This window comes from Paenibacillus sp. PK1-4R (assembly GCF_030369595.1).
GTDB lineage: Bacteria > Bacillota > Bacilli > Paenibacillales > Paenibacillaceae > Paenibacillus.
In genome coordinates, this window is sequence record NZ_CP126535.1 from 6,658,332 (window position 1) to 6,671,813 (window position 13,482).

Annotated in this window: 10 protein-coding genes; 2 read left to right on the forward strand and 8 right to left on the reverse strand. The window is 46.5% G+C overall.

What is annotated here, in order from left to right:
* Nucleotides 1-361: 361 nt before the first annotated feature.
* From QNO02_RS28930 to QNO02_RS28950, 5 genes are all read right to left on the reverse strand, one after another.
* On the reverse strand, nt 362-1,537 hold the full coding sequence (locus tag QNO02_RS28930; protein ID WP_091035717.1) for an acyltransferase: 1,176 nt from the start codon (nt 1,535-1,537) through the stop codon (nt 362-364).
* A gap of 281 nt (nt 1,538-1,818) precedes the next feature.
* Nucleotides 1,819-3,165 (reverse strand): cryptochrome/photolyase family protein, encoded by a 1,347-nt coding sequence (locus tag QNO02_RS28935; RefSeq protein ID WP_289390650.1) that lies wholly within the window; start codon nt 3,163-3,165, stop codon nt 1,819-1,821.
* A gap of 36 nt (nt 3,166-3,201) precedes the next feature.
* On the reverse strand, nt 3,202-4,365 hold the full coding sequence (locus QNO02_RS28940; RefSeq protein WP_133386261.1) for a response regulator: 1,164 nt from the start codon (nt 4,363-4,365) through the stop codon (nt 3,202-3,204).
* A 99-nt stretch (nt 4,366-4,464) separates the two neighbouring features.
* On the reverse strand, nt 4,465-7,560 hold the full coding sequence (locus QNO02_RS28945) for an ATP-binding protein (RefSeq protein WP_289390651.1): 3,096 nt from the start codon (nt 7,558-7,560) through the stop codon (nt 4,465-4,467).
* A gap of 240 nt (nt 7,561-7,800) precedes the next feature.
* On the reverse strand, nt 7,801-8,229 hold the full coding sequence (locus tag QNO02_RS28950) for an SRPBCC family protein (RefSeq protein ID WP_289390652.1): 429 nt from the start codon (nt 8,227-8,229) through the stop codon (nt 7,801-7,803).
* Between the two features lie 227 nt (nt 8,230-8,456).
* On the opposite strand from QNO02_RS28950, the gene QNO02_RS28955 reads away from it, so the two are divergent.
* A complete protein-coding gene (locus tag QNO02_RS28955; protein ID WP_289390653.1) occupies nt 8,457-9,224 on the forward strand; it encodes a class I SAM-dependent methyltransferase in 768 nt (255 codons plus the stop codon).
* A gap of 265 nt (nt 9,225-9,489) precedes the next feature.
* Here the strand turns inward: QNO02_RS28955 and QNO02_RS28960 are convergent, their stop codons facing one another.
* A complete protein-coding gene (locus tag QNO02_RS28960) occupies nt 9,490-10,524 on the reverse strand; it encodes an NADH:flavin oxidoreductase/NADH oxidase (RefSeq protein ID WP_017691643.1) in 1,035 nt (344 codons plus the stop codon).
* 48 nt (nt 10,525-10,572) lie between these two features.
* The gene (locus QNO02_RS28965; RefSeq protein WP_017691642.1) at nt 10,573-10,764 is read right to left on the reverse strand and encodes a tautomerase family protein; all 192 of its coding nucleotides are present in this window, start codon (nt 10,762-10,764) and stop codon (nt 10,573-10,575) included.
* Nucleotides 10,765-11,250: 486 nt separating this feature from the next.
* On the opposite strand from QNO02_RS28965, the gene pepT reads away from it, so the two are divergent.
* On the forward strand, nt 11,251-12,489 hold the full coding sequence (gene pepT, locus QNO02_RS28970; RefSeq protein ID WP_289390654.1) for a peptidase T: 1,239 nt from the start codon (nt 11,251-11,253) through the stop codon (nt 12,487-12,489).
* 135 nt (nt 12,490-12,624) lie between these two features.
* Here pepT and QNO02_RS28975 read toward each other — a convergent pair whose 3' ends face one another.
* The gene (locus tag QNO02_RS28975) at nt 12,625-13,317 is read right to left on the reverse strand and encodes a Crp/Fnr family transcriptional regulator (protein ID WP_289390655.1); all 693 of its coding nucleotides are present in this window, start codon (nt 13,315-13,317) and stop codon (nt 12,625-12,627) included.
* Nucleotides 13,318-13,482: the final 165 nt, after the last annotated feature.

A 13,482-nucleotide genomic window follows, 5' to 3' on the forward strand; every position in this document is an offset into this window, starting at 1 on the left:
GTATGAATCCGGTTTCTTTCTATTGTATCACATCTGCTCGTGAACACCCTCATGGCCATAGGCCTGATAATCTTTCGAGTTGTACTCCTGTGTCTGTTCACTGCATTCGTGAAGAATGTGTTCCACATATTCCAATATATCCTGCATCGGTCTCCCGCATTTTTCGCATGTTGTCATTATATTCACCTTAATCCTGTTATCCATAATGTATTATCGTTCCGCCTTATGATTACCCCTCATACATGAAAAAGAAACACTCGTTCCCCATATCACACATATCTTTATAGACAAAAAACCGCTCCCTGCTCTCCCCTAAGGTCGACCAAGAAACGGTTTATTATTCCTGTGTTGGAAAACTATCTTAACGAACGTCCAGTTGTCCCGAGTTCTGTTGTGGGACGAGACGTGGTTTGGGTTTTGGCAGATTGCCAAAGATGACCCATGCATATGGAACAAACCTTGCTGTCAATCCAACGACGATCCACGAAGCGATTAGAGCTACACCGAATCCTCCGGCATACCACAGATGCACTAACCACGATACTCCTGTTTGAGGTGGATAATTCCGATACACCAGCAGGAAGAATGGATGAATCAGATAGATGCCAAAGGACAATGCCCCAAGCCGATTCAGCGGCTTGACGATGAGTGAAGGCCCTTTGCGATAGAGCAGATAGGCAATCTGGATAAGTACCAGCGCACAAGCAAAGGTATGCACATTCCAGAAGAATTCATACCACAGTGTGTTATACGTTGCGATCTTCAGACGCAGCAGGTAATAGATATACACATGGCCAAGTCCGGCAATGATCCATACCGCCCAGAGCAGAATCCATGAAGCTACGCGTCCTTTGGTTGCATTGGCCCGACTGATGACAAACCATTGCTTGATTTTAGGGAAATATACCCCGATAAAAGCACCCAGCATGAAATAAGAGAAGTATGAGAACGCCCAGCTTCCCTTGTTGGGTACCTGAAATCCATATTTATTACTTACGATAAATGCCCATTGAATCAATAGTCCAATCGGAACAGACCATTTCACCACAGAAGGATACTTCTTAAGCAGCCATAACACCAATGGGAATAAAAGATAAAATTGCATGTTAATAAACACAAAGTACAGATGGGTATAGGCCTTACCTGTAAACAATTTCGTAATAAAACTTACTGCCGATTCGCCGAAAGGTCGGCCCTGATAATGCGTGAAATGCAGCAACACAAAATACATTAATGAAAACAGGAAATACGGAAGCAAAATATACACAAATCTTTTCTTGTAGAAGTTACTCACGAGTTTCTTATCCAGCGGACGGGAATAATAGTTATAGAACAGTACAAAACTGCTCATAAAAATAAAGGTTGGCGTACCATATTTCATAAAGATATTAATAAAGTTGTACAGCCAGTAGTAGCCTGAACCCGTCATGTCCACCGTCGCATAGGACGTGGAATGCACGCACAGTACGCCGATAATTGCCATGGCACGCACCAGATTCAGCTCTGGGATTCGCTCTCTTTTCAGTGTTTCACTCATGTTTACGTTTCTCCTTAATGTGTTCGTCAATATGTCAGATATGACTTAATACAATAAAGCTCTCTATCTATTAAAAGCCATAATGCTTAAGATGGATAGTCCATTTTCTTAACAATTCCTAAATTTTCAACACATTTCACACTATTTTCATGTCTATATATGTAAAAAAGACCGCGAGTACGCGGTCTGTGGAACATCCTGCTCCCAACCAAATGAATATTGGATCAACCGGATGATAATGGTAAATTTGGGTTGGTACATGATCACACCCCTGACTGAGTCTACTTCCCACGACTCGCCAGAATCTGTTTATACACGTCAATAGCTGCCTGTCTCGATGCCTTCAGATCAACAATGGCATCCTTGCGCGGCTGATGAATGTCCTTGCTGTGCAGATCCTTCAATTCAGGCAACCACTTGCGAATATAATCACCTTGCGGATCATACTTCTCGGATTGTGTTACCGGGTTATTCACGCGAAAATACGGAGCCGCATTCTCACCAAGCGAGGCACACCATAACCAGTTACCACGGTTTTGAATGTTATCATAGTCACGCAGCTTGCGCCTGAAATAGGCTTCGCCCAAGGTGAACGGACATTGCAGGTTTTTGGTGAGAAACATCGCCGTGAGAATCCGCAGCCGGTTTGGCATATGTCCGGTCTCATTCAGTTCCGTCATCGCTGCATCAATAATCGGAATGCCTGTCTCCGCCTTGCACCACCGTTCAAAGTGATCATTATGGAGAGCCGAGAGATCGTACACCTTTTCATATGTAAAATAGTGACTCTCATAAACTGCACGATACAGATAGAAGTCGCGGAAGCACAACTGCCTGATCCATTCCCCCGCTTCTGCCGTGCGACTCGCCGCATCATACATCTTGCGAATGGATACAGCCCCCACAGCCACGTAAGAACTGAGATGACTCGGCTCGTAAGCCTCATATTCATCCCGATGATCCCCATATTCAGCAATTCGATCCGACAAAAATTGATCCAATAGCAGATGCGGGTCCTCGTCATTCGAACCACTGCCCTCCAGCAACTCCGGAGGTACCTGCATTGCATCCGGCCATTCAATCTGACGATCACTCACCTTCAACTCTGCAACCGTTGTTGCCGAAGGAGGGTTGGGATGTTCATTCATGAATTCCACCCACCGCCGATGGAAAGCCGCAAATACCTTATATGGCTCCGACTTGCCTGTAAAATTGGCAAATCCATTCAGATCCACCAGCAGATGATCCGTCAGTTGTGTGAACGAAACCTCGTGCGCCTCACTGACTTTGCGTATGGCCCTATCCCGCTCGATTGCATATGGCGTCATATCCCGATGGACCACAATCTCGTTAATCTCACCTTTGAATTCGTTCAAGATGAATTCAACCACTTCAGCTGGATTGCCATAAGCAACATGCAGTTTTCTTTTGGCTTCAAGATAACGTCTGCCTAATTCCGCTGCATGCTGCCTGAAATTCACACCGCTGTGTTCCTTCTCTCGGCCTTGCCGCAGGAGGAATGCATCATAGATGAGAACATGCACACTCTCTTCTTGGTTTTCCCGCAAATAATCGAATGCGGCCAGATCATCCGTACGCAAGTCTTTGCGGTGTATGAATAGCTTCATGCCTCACCCTCCTGTCTGAACTTACGTTACATACGTTTATTTGTCCGTCAGGTTCTGATATAACCTGCTTGTTTCGGGCTCGGGCTGATACCCCAGATCCTCAATTAATGTCAATGTAAATGTATGATATAAACGAAGTATGCCTTGCTGATCATCCATGGATGCATACACTTCCATCATGAGTCGGCAGATTTCTTCCGAATAAGGCTCCCGTTCCTGCAATATCGTTAATTGCTCAATCGCTTCCTTGCCACGACCATGTTCCATGTCCCATCTCGCGATATCCATAACCAGCCCTGTATACTTGCGTCTGAGTTCCCTTGCTTTGGCCTGTGCCCAACGATAGTCATGCTCTTCCAGATAATCGCCACGATAAAGCGGAATCATATGCCTCAAGTCATCGATATTGTCTGATGTGATGACGTTGTAGACCATGGATTTTTCAAATTGGTCCACATCACTTACCAGATTGCCTGCTAACAGACGATAACGGTTCATATTGTACTCCAGCTTGCCCGTCATGTTCCATTCCTTAAGCAGCTTTCGAATCTGGTACACGGATGTATGTAGATGGGTTAATCCCTTTTCCTGGGAAACATCACCCCATAACTTATCCAACAAAATCTCCTTGCTTACCCATTCTTCCCTGTGATGGAACAAAAAAGCAAACAATTCCTGTGATTTGGTTGTGCGCCACTTATGTTTCTTGGCACCCTGATCCAAACTTCTGTAGATATCCAGATGTTTGAACGTGAGCAGCCCCGGAACTTCAGTATCCAACTCCACAGGTACGGGTTCCGATCCCTTTACCTCGGCGGTGGCTGCAACTTGGGAATGATGCGACATTATGCCCGCGATTCGATCAACGGTTTTGGCCAATCGGGCGGAGCTTACCGGTTTCAGTACATAATCCAGTGCATGCAGCTCAAATGCTTCCACTGCATGGTCCGCATATGCCGTAACAAAGATAATACGAATACTCTGATCCAATTGCTGTATATATTCAGCCGCTTCCAGGCCATTCATCTCGGGCATTCCAATGTCCAAAAATACAACATCTACACGTTCCTTTGCCAGAAAATGCAGACCATCACGAGCTGTTGAAAAACATTGCACGGGTGTAATTCTTCCGTCCGTTCGTAGTAGTCGCTCCAGATGAAGCTGCGCTGGCTTCTCATCATCGATCACAATGGCTCTCACCGTTCTTTTAGCCTCCTGCTATGAAAGATTCAATAGGAATACCGATTTTATCGGCATCCGCTTATTAGTCTGTTAACCATAATTGCTTAACTCGGCACACTAATTGGAATAATCCACCTTTTGCACAGGGATACGGAATCGGATCTGCGTGCCTTTACCCACATGGCTATGAATCTCCAGTCCCTGACCATAGAGAGACATCAGGCGACGGTTTATATTTTGCAGCCCGACACCCCCCGGACCTTCGGTGCGCCCAGACTTGACCTGAGCCATACGCTCAGGAGGGATACCTACTCCATCATCTTGAACCTGTACGACTACATGCTCGCTCTCTTTGAAAACCCTAAGGTGAACTGTCCCGCCGGCTGCCCGCTCCATCACGCCGTGGCGAATGGCATTCTCCACAAGCGGCTGAATACTGAGAGGTGGCAGATACAGATACACGTCCGATTCCACCTCATACTCAACCACCAGTCTTTCCTCAAATCTGGCCTGTTCCAGATGCACATATGACTCCACCAATTCCAGCTCTTTGGTCAAAGGAACAAGCTGCTCCCTGTTCTGGAAGTCAAAACTTCCGCGCAGGTAATGACTCAATTCAATCAGCAGATCGGTTGCTTTGTCCGGATTCACTGCACAGGTCGCAATAATGACATTGAGTGCATTATATAGAAAGTGCGGCTTAATCTGGGCCTGCAAAAAGGCCATTTCGGTACGAATAGCTTCCTGCACAGAACTCCGCATCTCAATTAATGTCCGAACTCTGGCGCGCAATTCACCAGCATCCACCGGTTTGCTCAGGAAGTCATTGGCTCCCGCCTGGAATCCGTGTTTGATATCCTCGGGCAACCCGCGGGCGGTCAGCATCAGAATCGGTAACTCCGACAAGGAACTGTGCTCGCGCAGTTTGCGACATAACTCAAGCCCGGACATCTTAGGCATCATCCAGTCCGTAATAACAAGATCAATGGACGGGAACTCCTCACGGAGTTTCAATGCAGTGGACCCGCTGTCCGCTGCGAGCACGCGATATCGTTCCGTCGATAACAGATTCAGCAATACCTGTCGATTGACGGGATCATCGTCTATAATCAGAATCGTATGCTCCGCTTCCGTAAGATCATCCTGCTCATCTGACTCTCTTGTCACAAGCTCCTTCGCCCCTGCCCCCTGTGCAGCAACATATCGGGCGGCAGCTGGTTTCGAATGAGATTTCAGCAGCGGCAACTTCATAACAGGCAGGGTGAAATGAAAGGTCGAACCTTGCCCCGGCTCCGATTCAACCCAGATCTCACCACCGCCAAGCTCAACGAGTTTCCGTGTAATACTCAGACCCAGTCCGGTTCCATTATTCAATCGCTCGATCGTGCCGTTATTCTGCTCATACGCCTGGAAGATATCCTCCTGTTTGTCCAAGGCAATGCCTACCCCTGTATCAGCGACCGATACCTTCACCCACTCCCCTTCAACACTGGCGTACAATCGAATCTCACCCTGCTCAGTGTACTTATAGGCGTTACCCAGCAAGTTGTACAGAACTTGCCTTAGGCGATCTTCGTCTGCCTCCACAAGTGGCAACGACTGGGGCCATTGTTGAATCAATATAACCGGCTTGTCCTCAAACGTGAAACCCGAGACTTCAACCACAGTACGAGCAACGGATTCGAGATCAACAGGTACCCGTTTCAACTCGATCTCACTATTTTTTAATTTGGAAAAATCCAAAATATCGTTAACCAGCAGTGAAAGGCGCTTGCCGGTTGAAGTAATCATGGACAGATTTTTGGCTTGCTTGGGCGTGACTGCTCCGGCCGCCCCTTCCAGCATGGATTGCGCAATATTAATGATGCCATGCAGGGGAGTTCGCAACTCATGAGACGTATTCGCCATGAACTCGTCCTTCAGACTGTCGATGGCCAGCAAACGCTCCGATAGTGCTTCCACGTCTCGGAATGATTGTGCGAAGCGGATTGCGGTCACTATCATCTGGGCAAATACAAATAATAAAAGTTCAATCAGCGCAAAGAACGCTGTGTCTAGGGTAGTGAACGCACCAAGCGTATACAACACAACAACCATGAGTATGCTCATCATGCTCACCAGTGCAAAGTGGCTGTCATTCGGCCGTCCTTTCAACCAATAGAACATGGCTCGCAGCGTATAAAACATGACAACAAGTGAGATCAGCAACATGGGAAGCTCAAGAGACGAGAAAAGCGTCGGAGGGAGCGTAATACCCACAATGGTCTGGGTAATGATCAGCACTACAGCCAGACGAACAAACCACTGATGAACTGCTCCTGGCACACGGGCATCCATATACCGAAGCAAAAAGTAATAGGCAAAGGCTGAACTAAGGAGCTGAATACGAAGTATCTCATTATTGGTCAGGAACGGTACAAACGTACCCAGTAACTTCTCCCCATGTGTCAGAGCGTACACCGCACCAGAAAGGCTGAATAATCCGAGAAAACGAAGTTCCTTCTCCGTACGTCGTAATCTGAACAGAAGTAGAAAAAAGGCGGCTGGCATGATAAAACCGAATAAGGCCATCAGATCCTTGAGCCAACCTTGTTGCTGGCTTTTCAGAATACTATGCTCGTCTCCAAACAAAATGGGCGCTACAATGCCCCCAGACGAGTAACTATAATTTGATACCTGAATGATAATATCAGCCGTGTTGCCCTCAATGGACGTGAATCCTGTAAAGGGCAGATTTAATTGTATATCTGTCGCCTTGGTCTTTCCTGGCAGGCCTTTGCCACCAATCTCTTTACCATCAATAAATACCCGGTGGGCCATGCGTATATTCTGCGTGCGTATACCATAATCGTTTTTCATCGTTCGGGGTGTAAGCTGGACTTGCAAATGATAGGTTCCATACCCATGGGCCTGACCCAAAGATTTGTTCCATCGGGCAGGAACTTGAGTGCCCGACGAAGCCGGCAAAGGCTTGCGACCGGATACACTTGCTTCAATATCTGCCGGACTCAGCAACTGCCCAGGGTAGAAATCCCAGACACCCTTTAGAGACGCTGCACCCTTGCGATCAAAGTCCCATTGGGTCAGGTCAATTTTTCCATCCGTAGCCTGGGGGTTACTCCGCTCGCTAATTAACGTCTGGGCGATCCAGCCCAGCGGAACAATGACAATGCATATGAAACTTATGGTCAGCATAATCCAGTGTTTTCTCATCTATGTATTCCTTCCATCCACAATGGCGAGAGACGTCTAATTCTGTCGATTTATAACTATAATTCATGTTACACGTTTCTGGTGCTCACGGAAATAGTTTCCGTCTCATAATCGGTCAACTTCCTTATAATTTTAAGGATCTCTATCTGTTATCGCCAGCTCCTGGTACACCAAGAAACCCCAGGCCGAATTTCACCGGAATGAACGGGCGAAATGGCCTGGGGTTGATTGAATGAAGATTTATTTAACAACTTGGGCAAGCTTCTGAACGATTCCGGCCCATCCCTGTTCCATACGTTCGCGTACGATAGCATGGGCCTGTCCAAACTCGGTCAGTTTATCCGCATCCCAACCGCTGTGAATCAGTGTGAAATCCGTACCTTCCGGCTTTTCATTCAGTTGGAACGTCAACGTCCAGTCCTTACCCCAGCGAAATGACAGCTTGTGCAGCGGAAGAACTTCCGTCACCTGACATGGTGATTGGCCGAAGGGGCCTGCTTCCAATATAAACTCATGACCTTCCACCGGTTCCAGATTGCCCGGCATGAACCAGGTTTTCAGTCCCTGCTCGGTCGAGACCATCTCCCACACCTTCTCTACAGGTGCATGGAGCACAAGTTCCTGCCGGATATCTGGCAGTGCACTTGATGAACTTGATGATGAATCCATTCGAATCACCTCCTTATACATTTCATTTCGTATAACTACCCGAATAGAAGTTGACCTCCGCTTTATCCCCACCCTATAATTGGAACATATTACATAAAAGGTGCGTGATTCCTATGATAGTCTGCTCTGAAAATTCCAATTCCAACCGTTGCCGGAAGGGATAATCTTAGTGAGTTCCCTTCCACGTTTGCAATTCATTATATCAAAATGTGGGGGACACCTATACTATGTCATTCAGTTATTACGGTCCATTATGCACCGCCGTTTATGATCTAACGAAACCTGTGGGACATTCCTTGGGAGGAGACATTGAATTTTATCGCCATTATCTTCAGCGCTGCAAAGGACGTATCCTTGAAGCCATGTCGGGATCAGGCCGAGTGCTCATTCCTTTGCTTGAAGCAGGCTTGAAGGTGGATGGAATTGATTATTCAATGGATATGATTGACTCTTGCCGTTCTCGTTGCACCGAGCGGGCATTGCCCATGCCTGAGCTGTTTGTTGCCGATCTGGAGAAGCTTGACCTTCCATATCGATACGAGGCAATTATCATTCCCGGTGGTTCTCTGCTCCTCATCCAAGACAGACAGGCGTCGATTAACGCATTACGTAATCTATTTCAGCATTTAGAACCTGGCGGCAGGCTCGTGTTTGATCTTTTTCTACCCGATGTGACACAACCCTCTTCTGTAGAAACATCAACCGTTTCATTACCCGATGGTGATACGATCACGGTAGAAGTGACAACCATTGAAGTGAACCTTCTTCAACAGTACAAAGTGAGTCTAATTCGCTACGAACAATGGCATCAGGGTGCTCTTGTTGCTACGGAGCTGCAACAACTTACCCTGCGTTGGTACGGCATCGAAGAGTTACGCCTAATTCTCGAACACATTGGTTTCTCTGATATTAAAGTATACGCCGACTTTAACCCGAATCAGCCACCTACACAGTCCAATCAAAAATTCGTATACGAAGCAACTCGAAGAACGTAGTCATCGATAATTGGATGCATATGCTTCTCAATATCCAAAATCAGGCCACAGCATGAGGTTTAACCCATGCTGTGGCCTTTTTTACTACATAAGATTTGCAATAAACATTTACACGAGAACGCAGAGGACAGAAATAGCCTGAAGAAGCGAAGCTACAAGCTTTCTGCAAGAAAGCTACATCGAAAGCATACACTTCGCCTTTATCCTCAGATCGGAAAGTTATTCTGTCATCGGAGTGGCAAGTGTACATACAATTTAGAGCAAATTAGTATCCACGAGAATATTGCTCTGCAATGGCAGCTTGATCCTTGCTGACACCCAGTTCCAGAGCGGCATGGTTCGCCCAGTACGGATCACGCAGCATACCTCTGCCAACGGCAACCAGATCCGCATCACCGTTTCCAATCACCGCCTGAGCCAAGGCTGCATCCTCCAGCATACCCACTGCGATTACAGGAACGTTCAGTTCTTCACGGAAGCGACGGGCAAATGGTACCTGATACCCCGGATAGTTCCCCGGTTTCCGCTGTCCAGAAGGACCTTCGCCACCTGAACTGATATGGAACATGTCCACACCTGCATCTTGGTAAGCACGGGCAATATTAATCGTGTGGTCGATGTCGTATCCACCATCAGCGTATTCTACAGCCGAAATCCGCAAAATCAGCGGCATATCTGCTGGCATTTCTTTTTTCACTGCCCGAATGACTTCAACGCCAAAACGGGACAGATCCTGCCCATATACATCCTCACGATGGTTCATCAGCGGAGAATGGAACTGGTGGATCAGGTATCCATGTGCACCGTGCAGTTCAATGGTATCTACTCCAGCCTGTACTGCGCGGCGAACACCGTCTGCGAACTTCTGCACCATAGCTTCTACCTCTTCGGTACTTAACGCGCGTGGTTCCTTGTACTTTTCTCCCGGGAATGTAACTACCGATGGGGCAACCGGCTGCGGAGCATCCTCTGCTTTTCGTCCGGCGTGTGCGATCTGAATAGCTACTTTGGAGCCGTAGGCATGAATTCCGTCTACAAGTTTGGTGAAGGCAGGCACATGCTCATCTGACCATATACCCAAGTCATTATCGGTAATACGTCCATCCGGATCTACATCGGTCATCTCGATTACAATCAGTCCTGTTCCTCCAACCGCACGGCTCACATAGTGAACCTGATGCCAATCGTTCGGAATGCCATCCTTCGCTGTCACGGAATATTGGCACATCGGTGCCATGACGACACGGTTATTTAATTGCAGACTCTTGAATTGATAAGGGGAAAATAATTGTTCAGTCATTAATTCTACATCTCCTGTTCCATGATCATGATATATATGAAGCCTTACTTATTTGTCTAAGTCCGAAAACAGTTTTCCGTTCTTGCCGTAATTGTCCTTCTCCAAATCCTCAATGAAGATAAAGACTTTGCTCGGATCAACATCCAGTGTCTCACAAGCCACCTGAGTCATACGTTCAATCAACTGACGTTTCTGCTCAACCGACTTGCCTTCCAATACCTTAACAGTGATAAATGGCATGTCTAGGACTCATCCTTTCTTCATCATTTATTATGAACCTCAGTTGTAGAAATACAAGTACGTACATTTTTGTGACCTAGTACCCTTTTTGATACCTAGGAAACCTCATATTTCGGTTCAGCCCCATTCTGGAAATGACTGCAAAACATGATATGATAACCGTAGAGAACCACATTAATTACTATACCCAATTTACATAAGTTGTGACTAAAGGTTACACGATAACGGAGAGGGCAGAAATAACCTGTAGAAGCGGAGCTAAAAGCTTTCTGCAAGAAAGCTACTTCGAAAGCATACACTTCGCCTAAAAGCTTTCTGAAAGAAAGCTGCATCGAAAGCATACGCTATCCTCAGATTTTCACCTTTGTAAAGTGAATCAAAAAATCTGGGGATAACAGCGATCAGAGGGTTATTCTGGCCTGTAGTGGATCAGTGTAAAACAAGTAGCTCAACTTATATACTACTCAAGCTAGGGAGCGATTATAGATGAAAGATGTATTAATTCAAAGACTGAGTACTTATGTTCAAATGGATACCCAATCCGATGAAAATAGTGAGACCTGCCCTTCCACACCCGGCCAACTGGCCTTGGGCAAACTGCTCGTTGAAGAATGTACCTCCATTGGTCTGCAAGATGTGACGATGGATGAGAATGGTTATGTCATGGCTACACTGCCATCCAATACCGACAAGGATGTTCCTGTAATTGGTTTCCTGGCTCACCTCGATACAGCGACCGACTTTACTGGCAAAAATGTCAAACCACAGGTTATCGATAACTATGATGGTGCTGACATTGTGCTGAACTCGGAGCTGGATGTAGTACTGTCCAACAAGGATTTCCCGGAGCTGCACGAGTATAAAGGCCACACCCTGATCACAACCGATGGTACAACGTTGCTTGGTGCAGATAATAAGGCAGGCATTGCCGAGATCATGACGGCGATGGCCTATCTGATTGAACACCCGGAAGTGAAACACGGTAAGATTCGGGTTGCTTTTACCCCGGATGAAGAGATTGGCCGTGGACCGCACAAGTTCGATGTAGCTGCTTTTGGAGCCAAATATGCTTACACAGTCGACGGTGGACCACTTGGTGAGCTGGAATACGAGAGCTTTAACGCAGCTGCCGCTAAAATTACCGTACGAGGCACCAATGTACATCCTGGAACTGCGAAGGATAAGATGGTGAACTCCCTGAAAATTGCGATGGAATTGAATCGACGCCTGCCTGTGGAGGAAGCTCCTGAATTCACGGACGGTTATGATGGATTCTATCATCTGTTGTCTCTGGAGGGTGATGTTGAGCTGACAAAGATGAGTTACATCATCCGTGATTTCGACCGGGCGAAGTTTGAAGAGCGCAAAACAAATCTATTGAATATCGCGAACGAACTGAAGACCAAGTATGGAGAGAAAAGCATCACGATTGAATTGAATGACCAGTACTATAACATGCGCGAGAAAATTGAACCCGTACGCCAGATCGTCGACATTGCCCATGAAGCCATGACCCGACTGGACATCGAACCTGTTATTCGTCCCATCCGGGGAGGAACAGATGGTTCCCAGCTATCCTATATGGGCATGCCAACACCAAATATCTTTACTGGTGGTGAGAACTACCACGGCAAATTCGAATATGTATCGGTAGACAATATGGTGAAGGCCACCCGTGTCATTGTAGAGATCGCTCAATTGTTCGAGCAACGCGGAGATATCTAATTCACTTAAATGCAGAGTAAAAAGGGCACCCCTTGGTATATTCGGGAGGGTGCTCTTTGTTGTGCCATATTGTATTTTATTGTGTCGCGTCATGTCACATAGATATGCAGGCTTAGTCTTTATTTTAAAATGCCATCACTCATATATATTGCCTCCTGCGATGACACGCAACTGTTCCAGATCACAGATCACTAGCTTTCGCTGCACTTTACGAATAATATCTCGATTACACAGATCTTGAACAACTCTATTAAGATGTCTATAGCTGGTGCCCAGCATATCCGCTAGTTCGGTGAGCTTCGAGGTCTGGATCTCTTCGGAAGAAGACTCGTCCTGGCCCATTGTGGACAACAGATAGCTGGCAAATCGGCTCTCGACCGGATATAACATATTCAGACTCGACAGGTTGGAAAAGGTATACAATTTGTGTGTAACTTGACCGAGCATAAAGTGGAGAAACTTAGGGTTCTCTGCATACGTATTCTGGAGAGCGCGGTAGCTGATACCCAGCAGCAGGCTTTTGCTCACAGACTCTACCGTATTCATAGCCTCCTTGCCATTCACCAGTTCCAAATCTCCCACAAGCGCAAGTGGTGTACTGAAACGAAGCAACAGAGACTTCCCGTTAGGCAAGGTGGTATAGATCTTGAGCTTGCCCTGCACGAGAAAATACAATCGCTCGGGTCGTTCACCTTTGGCACATATCATCTCGCCCTTCGCAGCCTCAAGTAGTCGCAACTCAGCGATTGCAGGCTCGTCCAGCACCTGATCCAACCCATTCTCACGAGCGAGTTGCCGCACAAGTCCAAAGTCCATGATTTCTTTCATTCCGACTTCCCCTCCGTTGTCGTATATAACGTATGCAAAAGGACATATGTCCCATAATTAATATACATCCGTACAAATATCTTGATATAAAAATAGTTACAACTAACACTTATATCCAGTAAAACAGTTCAACTGGGAAATATTTTAAAATTTAATCATAAAATG